Here is a 13,091-nt window from a genome sequence, read left to right on the forward strand (position 1 = left end):
GGTCAGTCCCCGCGGATGACGCCGAGGTACGCCCCGACGGCCTGCACGAGGTCGTTCTTCGCCGTCTCGTCGGTTCCCGTGACGACCACACAGCCGCGCGTCTCGAACTCCCGGCTGTACGCTTTGTCCCGTTCTATCTTCGCGTCGTAGCCGACCTGTTGGACGGCCTTCGCGATCTCGTCGACCGTCGGCTCAGACACCGCGAGGTCCTCGGGGACGCGTCGCCCCTCGGCACGGGTGAACGCCGCATCGAAGTACGCGGGCCAGAGGACGTTCTCGACCATACCCCGAACGCCGACGCCCGCGCGGAAAAAGGGTGCTATCGTCGGTCGCCGCACTCGACGAGCGCGCGGGGATCGAGTGCTATCGTTCGCGCTCTGTCTCGCGGTCGCGGGTCGTCTCCCGTCGCTCGCGGCGGCGGCGGTCCTCGACGTCTTCCAGCGACTCAGACTCCAGTAGGCGGTCGAGTTTCCGCTCGAACTGCTCGTCGGTGAGGTCGCCCCGCGCGTAGCGGTCGCGGAGGGTGGCGAGGGCGTCGCTCGTGTCGGCGTCGCTCGGCGCAGTGTCGTCCGTCTCGTCGGCCGTCGAGGTGTCGAGCGGGTCGAGTCCCTTGACCTCCTCGTCCCACCACTCGTCGACGTCGCTCTCGTCGCCGAACAGCAGCGCCGTCAACGGCACGACGACGACGTAGCCGAACAGGAGGGCCGCGAGCCACCAGTCTTGCCCCGTGAACAGCGCCGCCAGCCAGATGCCGGTGACGAGCGTGCTCACGATGCCGGTGGCGTTTTCGCGGAATCGATCGGCAGGGCTCGCGCTCATACCGGGCGATCCGAGGGAGAAAGAATAAATCGACCGACGTTACCGCTCGCGCCGCGCGAGCAACGCCGACCCGAGGACCGCCAACACCGCCAGCGCGACGCCGAATCCGGGGCCGGTGGTCTCGGTGGGCGAACTCGCCGGCGTGTCGTCGACGGCGGTCGGCGAGTCGGTGATCGGTTGGCTCTCGGTCGCCGTGGCGGTCGGGGTCGCCATCGCCGCGACCGCCTCCGCGCGGGTTTCGAACTCGGCGTTCGCCGCCGCGTCGGGGTGGAAGCCGCGCGTCAGCGTCCGTACGCCGGTCACGACCGACCGCGGCGCTGGCTGCGTCATCCAGTTGCTGTCGACGCTGACCGTGTTGTTGTCCTCGACGGCAGGCATACTCGTGTACGGTTCCTGTCCGAGGAGGTACGACGACGACTCGGTGACGACGAGATACTCAGGAGCCAACTCGAGGAGGACCTCACTGTTGACCTGCGGATAGCCGGTCAGATTACGCTCGGCAGCGACGTTCGCGCCGCCCGAGACGGACAGCATCGCGTCGATGTACGTGTCCGTGCCGGCGACGTAGCCGCCGCCGAGCGGGTACAGCACGCGAACGTCCTCACCGTCGGCGGTCGCCTCGCGTGCCGTCTCGACGTTCGCCATCATCCAGGCGTTCGCCTCGGCGGCGCCCTCGCAGTTGCCGGTCAACTGCCCGATGAGCGTCGTCTTCTCGCGGACATCCTCGATGGTGGTCGCCGTCGAGAAGTGGAACACCGTCAGCCCCGCGTCCCGAAGCGATCGAACCGTCTCGGTCGAGGTCGTGTTCGGCGCGAGCACCAGGTCGGGGCTCGTTCCCACGACCTTCTCGACGCTCGCACCGAAGCCGGAACCAGAGACGTTCGTCTTCGCGTCAGCACCGTCCAGGTACGAGGCGTACTGGGTCACGCCGACCACCTGCGACTCGCCGCCGATCTCCCACATCGTCTGGGCGGCGCTCGGGTTCAACGTCGTCACCCGCTCGGGGCGTTCGTCCAACGTTACCTCCGTCCCCGTGGCGTCAGTCGCCGAGACGGGGAACGTACACGTAGTCTGTGTCTGTGCCGATGCGAGCGCGTGTGCGCCCACGTCGGTCGTCGTCGCTGTGCTCGCGCTCCCGGCAGATCCGGTGGCAGCGACCGCAGGTACCGCCGAGACGAGCAGCAACGAGACGACCAACAGCGTCGTGATCCGTGATGCGTTCACGTCGCCAGCAACCGGACAATACAATAAATATTTACCTAATGCAAACAGCCTTGAGTTCGTGACACGCGTCTGGCGTCGAACGGCCGCCTACTCGGTGGGCCTGTTCGCGGTGTTGGTCGCCGCAGTGACCGTGAGCGCCGGCATTGGCCCGGTCTCGGTGCCCGCGCGGACAGTCGTCGCAGTCGTCGCCAACGCCGTCGTCGTCCCCGCGGGCGTCGAGTGGGTAAGCGCCGGCGGCGCGGGCGGTCCCCTGACTGCGGGACTGCCGCTTCGGGTGCAGTTCGCGCATCCGTTCGCGTTCGCCGTCTCCGACACCCACGAGGCCATCGTAATGCGCGTGCGCCTGCCGCGCATCCTGCTGGCGGCGTTCGTCGGCATCGCCCTCGCTGCTGCGGGAACGGTGATGCAGGGCTTCTTCCGCAACCCGATGGCCGACCCCGGCGTCATCGGCGTCTCCTCTGGCGCCGCGGTGGGCGCGGTGTCGTGGATCGTCGCCTCCTCGGCGCTCCTCTCGCTGGTTGGGCCCCTTCGGCCGTTCTTGGCCGACGGCGCAGGACTCCAGATCGCCGCCTTCTGTGGGGCGCTCGTCGCCGGGTTCGGCGTCTACCTCATCGCCTCTCGAGACGGTCGGACGCCGGTCGCGACGCTGTTGCTCGCTGGCGTCGCCGTCCAGACGTTCCTCGGCGCGGTCGTCTCGTATCTCCTCCTGCGCTCGGGTGAGTCGATCCGCCGGGTGACGTACTGGCTGATGGGGCACTTGAGCGGGGCGACGTGGGCGGAAGTGGCGGTCGCGGCCGTCCTCGTCCCGGCGCTGACACTTGTGCTGTTCGCGTACGCCCGCGACCTGAACGTCCTCCTGTTGGGTGAGTCGGACGCCGTCGCCCTCGGCGTCGACGCCGAGCGAAGTAAGCGGGCGCTGCTCGCCATCTCGTCGGTGCTGACGGGCGCTGCGGTCGCCGTTTCCGGCGTCATCGGCTTCGTCGGCCTCATCGTCCCCCACGGGGTACGCCTGCTCGTGGGGCCGGACCACCGGATCCTCCTGCCGACGAGTGCGCTCGCGGGCGGGAGTTTCCTCGTCGCTGCGGATACGGTCGCCCGGTCGGGGCTTGCAGAACTGCCGGTCGGCATCGTCACCGCCGCCGCGGGCGCACCGTTCTTCCTGTACCTGCTTCGGACGCGGGAGGTGTACGCGCTGTGAGCGACTCCGGCGGAACCGAGACGACCGAAGAGGCCGGAGACACACCCCTCATCGACGTCCGCGACCTCGTCGTCTCTCGCGGCGGCGAATGCATCCTCGACGGCGTCTCGGTGTCGGTCGACCGTGGCGAACTCGTCGGCCTCGTCGGCCCCAACGGCGCTGGCAAGACGACGCTCATCGCGGCGTGCAACGGCACGCTCGCGTTCGACAGCGGGTCGATCCTGCTTGATGGCCGAGAGCGAACGACCCTCTCTCAACGCGAGGTCGCTCGCCTCGTCGCGACCGTCCCGCAGGAGACGAACACCGCCTTCGAGTTCGACGTGGAGACGGTCGTGGAGATGGGCCGGACGGCCTACGTCTCGCGGTTCGGGACGACGACCGACGACGACCGCGCGGCGGTCCGCCGTGCGATGGAGCGGGCAGAGGTGTCCGAGTTCGCCGACCGCTCGGTGACGACACTGTCGGGCGGGGAACGCCAGCGGGTGCTGTTCGCGCGGGCGTTGGCCGCCGAGACGCCGGCGCTCCTGCTGGACGAACCGACCGCGAGTCTCGACATCAACCACCAACTCCGCACGCTCGAACTCGTGCGCGAGGCTGTCGACGACGGGAAGGCCGCGCTGGCGGCCATCCACGACCTGAACCTCGCCGCCCGCGTCTGCGACCGTCTCGTTCTCCTCGCGAACGGTCGCGTTCGCGCGACTGGGTCGCCGCGTGAGGTGCTCGCTGCCGACGCCATCGACGAGGCGTTCGGCGTCCGCACCGCCGTCAACGATGATCCTGCCGTCGGGTCACCGATGGTGACGGCGCTTCGAGACGACGACGTGGCACCCTGGAACGGCCGCGCGGAGTAAGTCGCGAGCAGCGTGACGGCGCAGCCGCCGAATCCGTCCCGGACCGGTAGCCCTTTTCGCTCGTGTCGACGACTCCGAGTATGTCTACGCCGTGTGTTCGCGCGCCCCTCGAGTCCGGCGAGGCGACGCGACAGGCGCTCGCGGAGCACGACCTCCTCGACGGCGACCGCGAAATCGCCGTCGAAGACGGTGACATCTACGTCCCCGTCGTCGACGCCGACGCCGCCCGCGACGCTGGCTACGACGTCGTCGACCGCGTGACGGCCGAACGCGACGGGCCGACGCCGCCCGCAGAGATCCTCGGCTTCGAACCCACCTACGAGCGGCTCGGCGACGTCGTGATCATCGACGAGGACGACCCCGACCGCGCCCGCGAGATAGCCGACGCCATCGTCGAGTCGGACGTGCCCTGCGAGACGGTCGTCAACCGCGCCTCGAAGGTGTCCGGCGAGTTCCGCGTGCGCGAGTGGGACGTGTTGTACGGCGACGACACCGAGACCGTCCACCGCGAGTACGGCCACGAGTTCGCCCTCGACATCGCGGAGGTGTACTTCTCGCCGCGCCTCGCCACCGAACGCCACCGAGTCACCGAACAGGTCAACGACGGAGAACGCGTCGTCGATATGTTCGCGGGCGTCGGCCCGTTCGCGATTCCGATGGCCGCCCGCGGTGGCGACGTCCTCGCGTGTGACGTGAACCCGGCCGCCATCCGATACCTCCGGGAGAACGCCGAGCGCAACGGCGTCGCAGAACGGATTACGCTGCTAGAGGGCGACGTGCGCGAGACGACCGCCGACTACGACGGCTGGGCCGACCGCGTCGTGATGAACCTCCCGCACAGCGCCGACGACTTCCTCGACACCGCCGTGCGCCTCGCGAGCGACGACTGCGTGCTCCACCTTTACGACATCCAGCACGAAGACGACCCGTTCGGTCCGGGCGAGCGTGCCATCCGCGAGGCCGCCGAGCCAGCGGGCTACGAAGTGGAGGTGCTGACGCGCCACGAGGTGCGCTCGTACGCGCCCCACGAACTCAACGTCTGTCTGGACGTGCGGATTCACCGGTCGTGAGGCGTCGTGTGAACGATGGGCACGGCGTCACGCATTCGGAATCCTTATTTCCGTGATAGCAGTACGATGGATTGCACGCGCCGGTGTAGCTCAGCTGGCAGAGCGATTCCTTCGTAAGGAATAGGCCGAGGGTTCAAATCCCTCCACCGGCTCTCCGTTCTCTCTCAGAACGAGCTTTCACAGCGTTGGCGCCGTCGAACTCCCCAGCCAATGGCAACTGTCGAAGCCACGCGAGACATAGAGCGCAAACTGGGTACCTGAAGGTACCCGTGGTCGACACACCGTGGAGTGAACGTAAGCGGGGGTTGGCGATCCGATCCGTCAGGGACTGGCGCGGAACTCGCCGTGTTTCATCCCGAGGAAGAACGCGACGACCGAGAAGACGATCATCGAGGGCAGGACCATCATGAACACCGTCGAGGCGGTCATCACGGACGTGAGCGCGACCGCCGCGACGGCGACGATTGCAGCGAGCGGGAGCACCGAGCGCGCGAAGTCGAATTCCATACACTGCGTTGGGGCTGGACAGACAAAATCGTTGAGGAACCAGACCCCCTGAGACGCTGGGAGACACCCCGCGGCGGAATGTAGACAGCGACCGAGTGATCGATAGCCGTGCTCGATTCACCACGCGACACCAGTCACGTTACCAGGAGTTCGACAGGGTGGTCGGTCGGCTATTTGTCCCCGACTCAGTTCCCACGTGGCGTCACCACGTCGTCTGGGACCGGCCCGGCGACCGACCGACCGCCGCGTGCAGCGACCGTTCGGAGGCGGCGCGCGGCCGTTCGACCGCCGACGGCGGCGACGCCAACGAGCGAACGGAGCGTCGGCACCGGGTCGTTCACCGAGACGAACGCCTGTTTCGCGACAAAGCACGCCCATAGGAACTGTGCGATAGCCGCCGGGTTCCCGGCACGCAGTTGCTCGGAGAGCCATTTCACGTCGCCGTAGAGGAGTCGGTGAAACAGCGGAACCGGATTGGTGTAATCCGGCGGGTCGACCGTCTCGCCGCGGAGGAGGCGGTAGTGGTGCCACGGGATGTCGACGCCGCTCTCGATGGCGAACGGCACCGACCCCCAGTAGCGGCCGTTCACCTCGATGAGGTACGACTCGCCGGCGGGCGTGCGCATGAACTCGACCATCGCTGGGCCGGTCCACTCGAGTGCCCGGATGATTGTCTCGGCGGCCTCGAACATCTCGGGGTCGTGAACTGGGCGCAACAGCGTCGACTCCCCGCCCGAAGCGGGGTACGTGCGGACACGCTCTTCTTGGAAGTGGAGGAGAATCTCACCGGCGTCGGCGAGGACGACCGTCGTCGTCGTCGACCCCGGAATCCGCGCTTGGACCATCGGGTAGTGGTCTTCTTCTGCCAGCACCGGGTGGCGTTCGAGGAGGCGTTCGTACGTCTCGACCAGTTCCGCCGGTGAGTCGGCGTAGTTGTCGTCACCGACGCGGGTGAAGTGACACTCGCCCTCCGAGTCCCACACCGTCTTGCTCCGTGGTTTCACGACCACCGGGTAGGTGATGTCGTCCGCGAGCGCCGCCACCGTCGCCGGCGATTCGGGCGTCCACGTCTCGGGCGTGCGGACGGGCAACGAGGTGGCCAGTCGGAACAGTCGGGCCTTGTCGTACGGGATGGCGAATCGCTCCCAGTCTTCGACGGCGACGGTCGTTCCGGTGCGTTCGAGCGTCTCCTTGTGGCGCGAACACACCGCCGACGTTGAGTCCAGTACGGGGAACACCACCTCGTACGAGGACGCCTCCAGATGTTCGAGGAGGTGGTCGACGAACCGTTGTTCCGAGCGGTGTGGGTCCGGGTGGTGATAGCCGCCGACGCTGTGACGCGAGAGTCGCCCCAGCGAGGAGCGTACGTGGCTCCCGGCAGTCACCGACAGTCCGCGTCGACCGAGCGACCTGACCAGTGAGAGGCCAGCCTGCCCGTTCGCATCGAGTACGAGTACCGAACCATTGGCAAGAGTCATCGATGTCCGGTGACTCGCGAGCGACGGGGATTGTTATATCGACTGGTGGCGGCGTGTAAGCAGACCTTTCAGCCGAATCCGCCTCGCGAGCGTGAACTGCCGACCCTGCCACTCGCGGACGGAAGACGGTGACACGTGTGCGGACAGCAAAACCGCACTACCTGAGCCCCGACGACACCGACGGTAGGGATTCGACCGGTATCAAGCGTCAGTAAGTAGATAAAATCGTGTCAACAAGTAGGGGTCCTGGACGGAGGGTCGGAGACCGGAGTCCGTCCGCTGACCAGTACGCCCCGAGGAGGTGCGACGGTCGGGCCGCGACCCCGATCAGTCGTCGTCGGCCGCGGGAGCCTCACCGCCCTCCATCCGCTCGCGGCCCTCGGGCCGCGGGGTCGCCGCCGAGATGCGGCCGGCCCAGTCGGCGATGTTCTCCTGGACGTAGGTGTGGCCACCCCACCCGAGTGCGATACCGATGCCGATGGCCAGCGCCGCCGCGAGGCCCCACGCCGTCGCCTGGGCGAACACGGTGAGGATGTTGGTGTCGACGCCCATCGTCGACAGGCCGATGACGAGCACTGTGAAGTACAGGAACAAGCGCGCGGCCGTCGCGAACCACGAGGTGTAGCCCGTCTCGGTCGCCGCCTCCGTTCGGGTGATAGCGTCGCCGATGAAGTCAGCGACGACGAAGCCCAACACGATCACCAGCAACCCGGCCACGAACGCCGGGAGGTACGAGACGGCCTCTTGGATCCACTGCGACAGGACTGGGATCGCGAGCACGTCCGCCGCCGTGAGGATCGCGACCGCGTAGACGAACCACTTTCCGAGCGTCCCGAACGCCTTCGAGACCGCCGCTTCAGTCCCGCCGAGGATCGACCCCAACGGCGTCGCCAACACCGCTCGGTCTATCTCGATGCGATCGGCGAGGACGCGGATGACACGTGCCACGCCGAGACCCAAGACCCACCCGATCAGGAGGACGGCGACCGCACCGAGGAGGCGTGGGAGGAACGCGAGGAGTTCTGCGACCGTCTGCTGGAGCGATTCGGTGAACCCGACCTGTACGATAAACTGGCTTGCTTCGACTTCGAGTGTCATCGCAGACTACACGTACGCACGCTCGTGTGTTAGTTAGAAACTGCCACGAATATCGAGATTCTCATCCAAAGGAGACCCTACTCGGAATCGAGATACACAGACGCTACCGACTCGAAGATCGACAGACGACGAGGGCGTGGGCGGAAGTCACCGCCACCCGAAGCGCCGATCAGTTAGTGTCCCGGTCACCGAGACCGACGACCCAGTCGTCGAGGGAGTCGAACCCGATTCGCTCGACTTCCGGCGTCAACGGATACGCAACGAGCGTGCTCGGAGAGGCGGCCATCGAGAGCGGCGGACGTGTGTCCGGGAGGAAGCCGAACGCCGAGAACACCGACTCGTGGATGGATCCATCGGCGGCCGTGACGACATCCACGTCACGGAATTCTCGGAGGACGCGGTCGAGGAGCGCGGTCTCTGCGTCACGCCGTTCACGCTCGCCAGCGGAGGCGTGAAGCCGCTCCGACCGGAGCGGAAGCACCTCCGTCAGCGCCGCACGCGACTGCCCCTCGGTCGCGTCGCGACCGACAACGGCACCTAAGACGGGCCGGCCCGCCCGTTCGACGGTGTAGGCGGTGTAGTGCCAGTTGGGGTTGCCGAAGCGCCAGTCGAAGTACGTCTCGTCGCGGACGACGTGGAGACGATCAGGAACCGAACGCCGGTACAGGTCCGCGAGTGTCTCGACCGGGAGCAGAGGATGTCGACGAACAGTGAGGGTGCGATCAGACGGGGCACGCGTGCGAGCGACCCTGAGGGCCCCGCCGACCACAGCTCGGGCGACGGGTTCGGCGACGCTCGCTACCGGGCCCAGCGAGGTCTCGACGAACTCGACCGGGTTGTGAACGCGATAGCGAGTAGAGACCGTGCCGACCTCGCACCAGCCGTGTTTGAGGCTGCCCGGAAGCGTCGCGTGGTTCGGATAATTGAAAAATAGCGCCGCTGGGCCGCCATCGTACGCTTCCTTCATAAACTCCGTCATCCGCGAGTACACGCCCTGACGTCGGTACTCTGGGTGGACCATCGTATCGCCGGGTTGGAGCGCGGGCAACGACAAGCCCTCGTGAGCGACTTCGAAGCCGACACCGGACTTTGCGCCGATCACTCGGTCGCCGTCGACGGCGACGACGACGGGGACGTGGTCGAAGTAGGGGTTGTCGACGAATTTCCAGTCGAACCAAGCGTCGCCAGCGTGGCCGAAGACCGTCTCGTGAAGGTCAAGGTAGCTGTCGCGGTCGTCCGGCCTGAATAGTCTGACCGCGTATGCGCCCTCGTTAGCTACGTTACTTGACACAGTGTGCATCTCACTCCTCCGGATCGCCATCCCCCGACCCGTCGGTTCGCGTCGGCACGCGTCCGTTCGCAGCCTCATCGAGCAACTCGGTCGTCTCCGGCCAGGAGTCGTCGTCGCCGTCGAGGAGGTCACCCCGGTGTTGGTCAAGCAACGGCGCGGGCCCCGTCGGACCCGTCGGCGTCGCCGTCATCTTAATCGGCGACCCGGCGACAGTCACCTGGTTATCGGTTCCGGGGATGCCCAACTCCACCAGCATCTCTCGGCTGTCGGCAATGCCGTCGGCGAACACGTCGGCAACGGTTCGGACGGGAGCCGTCGGCACGACCGTCTCTAAGACGTCGAGTACCTCCTCGACGGTCCGCTCGCTCGTCCAGTCAGAGATAGTCTCGCGAAGCCACTCACGATTCTCCAGCCGGACTGACTGCTCGCGGAAGGCCGTCAATTCTGGTCGGCCGATGGCCTCAACGAGGTTATCCCACTGGCTGGGGCCGATGGCCGCGATGACGACCTGGCCGTCGCTCGCGGGGAACGCATCGTATGGGAAGAGGATCGGATGTGAGTTGCCGTTCCGCCCGGGGACCTCGCCTGTCATCGAGTACTGGTACACCGTCCGCTCGCACATCGACACCATCGCGTCGTACATCGAGGTGTCGACAAACTGCCCCTCGCCGGTTCGTTCGCGGTGATGGAGCGCCGAGAGGATGCCGACGGCGCTCAACGCGCCGGTGAACAGGTCACCGATCCCGATACCGAACTTCGTCGGTGGGTCGTCAGGTTGCCCGTTAATCTGCATCACGCCGGCCATTGCCTGGACGATGAGGTCGTACGCGGGGCGCTGTTGCTGTGACGTCGCACCTGTTCGCGGGTCGCCAAACCCGCGAATCGCGGCGTACACGAGACCGGGATTGCGCTCGTGTAGCGTCTCATACGAGAGGTCGAACCGCTCCATCGTCCCCGCACGGTAGTTCTCAACGAGGACGTCCGCGCGGTCGACGAGACTGAGGAAGTCCTCGCGGTCGTCCTCGTCAGTCAAATCAAGTTCAAGACTCAACTTCCCGCGATTGACGCTCTGGAAGTAGCCACCGTACGCTTCGCTCTCGTCGTCGTGGTGAAACGGTGGTGTTCGTCTCACCCAGTCGCCTCCCGGTGGCTCGACTTTGAGGACGTTCGCCCCCATATCGGCGAGCAGCATCGTGCAGTACGGACCTCCCAAAACGCGAGTAAGGTCGAGTACTGCGAGATCGTCGAGTGAACCCATAGCCTACCCCACCCGAGGGATACGTAATGTTATTTTGCGTGAATTTCCTCGTAGGAAGACGATAGCACACAACTGCGAGAATCTACCCAAGAAAGTCACCCGTACGACAGGAGGGTTATTCAGTCGGCCGCCGATCGTTAATCGGAACGAACCGATAGCAGGTGGCGGGAGCGGATCACCTACGAGCGATGCACGTCGGTCACCGATCTGCACCACAGAGCGAAACCGGGAAGCGCCGTGCCGGCCTCGCGACGGTATGCTCACGTTCATCGGACTGGGGCTGTGGGACGAACGGTCGGTCACCGTCGAGGGCCGCGACGCCCTCCGATCTGCCGACCGCGTGTTCGCAGAGTTTTACACCAGTCGCCTCGCCGGAACCACCGTCGCCGACCTCGAACGCCACCACGGGATCGATATCGAGGTTCGCGACCGCGACGGCGTCGAACGCGACCCCGAACCGATCCTCGACGCCGCCGCCGACGGCGACGTCGCCTTCTGCACCGCCGGCGACACCATGATATCGACGACGCACGTCGACCTCCGGGTTCGCGCGGCCGAACGTGGCATCGAGACGCGAGTGATCCACGGTGTCACCGCCCAGTCGGCCGCCTCGTCGCTCACGGGGCTCCAGAACTACCGGTTCGGAAAGGCCGTTACGTTGCCGTTCGAGTACGCCCACGGCGCCGACGGGACGCCACAGAGTGTCATCGACGGCATCGAAGCGAACCGCGAGCGTGGTCTGCACACGCTCGTGTACCTCGATATCAAGGTCGCTGGCTCCTCGCCCGCCGGTCCTGCAGAGGGCGAACCAGACGAGTACATGACTGCCGACCACGCGGCGAACGCGCTGGCACGCGACTGGGACGACGACGCCGTCGGCGTCGCCGTCGCGCGTGCGGGCAGTCCCGACCCGGTCGTCGCCGCCGACACGCTGGGGGCGCTATCGACGCGTGAGTTCGGCGATCCGCTTCACCTCCTCGTCATCCCCGGTGAGATTCACCACCTCGAAGCGGAGGCACTCGCAGAGCTGGGTGGGTGTCCGCGATCGGCACTGCCGGAGCGATAAGGTCGCTTCTACGTCTGAAGATCCGGAGCCGGTCTCTCGTTATCGCGTTCGGTCGTCGCCGGGTGCGTCGCTCGTACGGCCATCGCCGTCGGCCCGGTAGGCGGGGTCCGTCGTCGCCGGTTCTCGCGGCAGGTCGAGCGACTCCAAGAGGTCGTACTCCTCTTTCGTGATCATATAGAGGACGTCCTCAATGACGGTGACGAGTTCGGGCAATTCCCGGACGACGAGGTAGGTGATGCCGACGAGGGCGACGACCGCCAGCACCTGTGAGATGACCCGGTCGGAGAGGAAGAACGACACCATATACGGGTCGCTCGACCCGAACAGCAGGAGGACCTCATCAACGAACAGTTGCAGGTATTGGTTGCCGAACGTGATGCCGATGAACGTCGTCCGCAGGACGTTCAACAGCCAGATGATCGGGATGGAGACCGCAAGCGCTCGCACCTTACGCCCGAACGGGGCGCGAACCGCCGCGATGAGGCCGGCGAAGATGGCCATACTCCCAAGGCCGGTACACGCGAGAACGATTTCGAACAGCAGGCCGTGGTTCTCGGGCGTGACGAAGCGATAGGCGTTGTGGTAGCCAAGGACCGGCCCGGTGACCCGTTCGGGGTCGTAGCCGAGTTGCCCGATGAGCCACCCGGTCTGGTCGGTGACGACGAGGATGAGCGTCCGCTTGAGCGGTTCGACCGTCTCGAACGGGAAGTAGACGACGCCCATCGCGGCGACGGCCCGCGAGAGGACGAGCAATGAGTCACGCCCATTCCACAGCAGCCACCCGGCGTACAGACACGCGGGCACCGCCAGTAACGAGAGGACGCCCTCGACGTAGCTCTTCTGCGTGAACGCGAAGTGTGGGAACAGCGCCAGCCAGAAGGCCGCGAACAGGCCCCACCCGGCAGTCGCGAGCGTTCGTTCGGGCGGGACTGCGAGTGAATCGAGACGCTGGCGAAGCGCCACCACTCGGTCGGACGACCCCGTGCGGTGTCGGCGAACGTACTCGACGCCGGCGGCCGCGAGGAACGTCGCGATCACCACCCACCCGAGGAGGTCGGTGAAGAGACTCGCCATTCGTTCTCAGATCGGCGCTCTCGGGTAAAGCCCTTGTCGTCTGGTGTGATGGTCGTGCGCGACCGCGAGCGACACGGCTGTCGCTGTGGGTGTGGCGCGTCGAAAGAAAGGGTCCGCGTGAAGCGGAAGGTGACCGGGTTACGCCCGGTCAGTCGTT

Annotated in this window: 13 protein-coding genes and 1 tRNA gene; 5 read left to right on the forward strand and 9 right to left on the reverse strand. The window is 66.4% G+C overall.

Annotated features, from left to right (window positions below; genetic code table 11):
• Nucleotides 1–2: 2 nt before the first annotated feature.
• The 3 genes from srp19 to P0D77_RS00760 all read right to left on the reverse strand — a co-directional run bounded on the left by srp19 (nucleotide 3) and on the right by P0D77_RS00760 (nucleotide 2,043).
• The gene (gene srp19, locus P0D77_RS00750; RefSeq protein ID WP_277554212.1) at nucleotides 3–284 is read right to left on the reverse strand and encodes a signal recognition particle subunit SRP19; all 282 of its coding nucleotides are present in this window, start codon (nucleotides 282–284) and stop codon (nucleotides 3–5) included.
• 79 nt (nucleotides 285–363) lie between these two features.
• The gene (locus tag P0D77_RS00755; protein WP_277554213.1) at nucleotides 364–819 is read right to left on the reverse strand and encodes an SHOCT domain-containing protein; all 456 of its coding nucleotides are present in this window, start codon (nucleotides 817–819) and stop codon (nucleotides 364–366) included.
• 39 nt (nucleotides 820–858) lie between these two features.
• Nucleotides 859–2,043: a PGF-CTERM-anchored ABC transporter substrate-binding protein gene (locus P0D77_RS00760; RefSeq protein WP_277554214.1), complete on the reverse strand. Its 1,185-nt coding sequence runs from the start codon at nucleotides 2,041–2,043 to the stop codon at nucleotides 859–861.
• 58 nt (nucleotides 2,044–2,101) lie between these two features.
• Between P0D77_RS00760 and btuC the strand changes: the two genes are divergently transcribed.
• The 4 genes from btuC (at nucleotide 2,102) to P0D77_RS00780 (ending at nucleotide 5,314) form a co-directional block, all read left to right on the forward strand.
• On the forward strand, nucleotides 2,102–3,241 hold the full coding sequence (gene btuC / locus P0D77_RS00765; protein ID WP_277554216.1) for a vitamin B12 ABC transporter permease BtuC: 1,140 nt from the start codon (nucleotides 2,102–2,104) through the stop codon (nucleotides 3,239–3,241).
• Nucleotides 3,238–4,092: an ABC transporter ATP-binding protein gene (locus tag P0D77_RS00770; RefSeq protein ID WP_277554218.1), complete on the forward strand. Its 855-nt coding sequence runs from the start codon at nucleotides 3,238–3,240 to the stop codon at nucleotides 4,090–4,092. Before btuC ends, P0D77_RS00770 begins: the two co-directional genes overlap by 4 nt.
• 80 nt (nucleotides 4,093–4,172) lie before the next feature.
• Nucleotides 4,173–5,162, forward strand: a complete 990-nt coding sequence (locus tag P0D77_RS00775) for a class I SAM-dependent methyltransferase (RefSeq protein WP_277554220.1) — start codon at nucleotides 4,173–4,175, stop codon at nucleotides 5,160–5,162.
• Nucleotides 5,163–5,241: 79 nt separating this feature from the next.
• Nucleotides 5,242–5,314, forward strand: a tRNA-Thr gene (locus P0D77_RS00780).
• 169 nt (nucleotides 5,315–5,483) lie between these two features.
• Here P0D77_RS00780 and P0D77_RS00785 read toward each other — a convergent pair.
• From P0D77_RS00785 to P0D77_RS00805, 5 genes are all read right to left on the reverse strand, one after another.
• Nucleotides 5,484–5,669 (reverse strand): DUF7333 family protein, encoded by a 186-nt coding sequence (locus P0D77_RS00785; protein WP_277554221.1) that lies wholly within the window; start codon nucleotides 5,667–5,669, stop codon nucleotides 5,484–5,486.
• A 185-nt stretch (nucleotides 5,670–5,854) separates the two neighbouring features.
• Nucleotides 5,855–7,147: a carboxylate--amine ligase gene (locus P0D77_RS00790; protein ID WP_277554222.1), complete on the reverse strand. Its 1,293-nt coding sequence runs from the start codon at nucleotides 7,145–7,147 to the stop codon at nucleotides 5,855–5,857.
• Between the two features lie 327 nt (nucleotides 7,148–7,474).
• Nucleotides 7,475–8,245 carry a mechanosensitive ion channel family protein gene (locus P0D77_RS00795; protein ID WP_277554223.1) on the reverse strand — a complete coding sequence of 257 codons (771 nt, stop codon included), beginning with the start codon at nucleotides 8,243–8,245 and terminating at the stop codon, nucleotides 7,475–7,477.
• 169 nt (nucleotides 8,246–8,414) lie between these two features.
• Entirely contained in the window at nucleotides 8,415–9,545 is a 1,131-nt protein-coding gene (locus P0D77_RS00800; RefSeq protein ID WP_277554224.1) for a GNAT family N-acetyltransferase, read from the reverse strand.
• Nucleotide 9,546: 1 nt separating this feature from the next.
• Complete coding sequence (locus tag P0D77_RS00805) at nucleotides 9,547–10,794, reverse strand: CoA transferase (RefSeq protein WP_277554226.1); 1,248 nt, start codon at nucleotides 10,792–10,794, stop codon at nucleotides 9,547–9,549.
• Between the two features lie 256 nt (nucleotides 10,795–11,050).
• Between P0D77_RS00805 and dph5 the strand changes: the two genes are divergently transcribed.
• A complete protein-coding gene (gene dph5 / locus P0D77_RS00810; protein ID WP_277554227.1) occupies nucleotides 11,051–11,860 on the forward strand; it encodes a diphthine synthase in 810 nt (269 codons plus the stop codon).
• 39 nt (nucleotides 11,861–11,899) lie between these two features.
• Here dph5 and artA read toward each other — a convergent pair whose 3' ends face one another.
• A complete protein-coding gene (artA, locus tag P0D77_RS00815) occupies nucleotides 11,900–12,934 on the reverse strand; it encodes an archaeosortase A (RefSeq protein WP_277554228.1) in 1,035 nt (344 codons plus the stop codon).
• Nucleotides 12,935–13,091 lie beyond the last annotated feature (157 nt).

It is taken from the genome of Halobaculum limi, from assembly GCF_029490015.1.
Lineage (GTDB): Archaea > Halobacteriota > Halobacteria > Halobacteriales > Haloferacaceae > Halobaculum > Halobaculum limi.

Coding starts and splice junctions, on each gene's coding strand:
- P0D77_RS00775 (WP_277554220.1), top strand. CDS start 4,173: ATGTCTACGCCGTGTGTTCGCGCGCCCCTCGAGTCCGGCGAGGCGACG.
- P0D77_RS00795 (WP_277554223.1), bottom strand. CDS start 8,245: ATGACACTCGAAGTCGAAGCAAGCCAGTTTATCGTACAGGTCGGGTTC.
- dph5 (WP_277554227.1), top strand. CDS start 11,051: ATGCTCACGTTCATCGGACTGGGGCTGTGGGACGAACGGTCGGTCACC.
- P0D77_RS00805 (WP_277554226.1), bottom strand. CDS start 10,794: ATGGGTTCACTCGACGATCTCGCAGTACTCGACCTTACTCGCGTTTTG.
- P0D77_RS00790 (WP_277554222.1), bottom strand. CDS start 7,147: ATGACTCTTGCCAATGGTTCGGTACTCGTACTCGATGCGAACGGGCAG.
- P0D77_RS00785 (WP_277554221.1), bottom strand. CDS start 5,669: ATGGAATTCGACTTCGCGCGCTCGGTGCTCCCGCTCGCTGCAATCGTC.
- P0D77_RS00755 (WP_277554213.1), bottom strand. CDS start 819: ATGAGCGCGAGCCCTGCCGATCGATTCCGCGAAAACGCCACCGGCATC.
- P0D77_RS00800 (WP_277554224.1), bottom strand. CDS start 9,545: ATGCACACTGTGTCAAGTAACGTAGCTAACGAGGGCGCATACGCGGTC.
- artA (WP_277554228.1), bottom strand. CDS start 12,934: ATGGCGAGTCTCTTCACCGACCTCCTCGGGTGGGTGGTGATCGCGACG.
- srp19 (WP_277554212.1), bottom strand. CDS start 284: ATGGTCGAGAACGTCCTCTGGCCCGCGTACTTCGATGCGGCGTTCACC.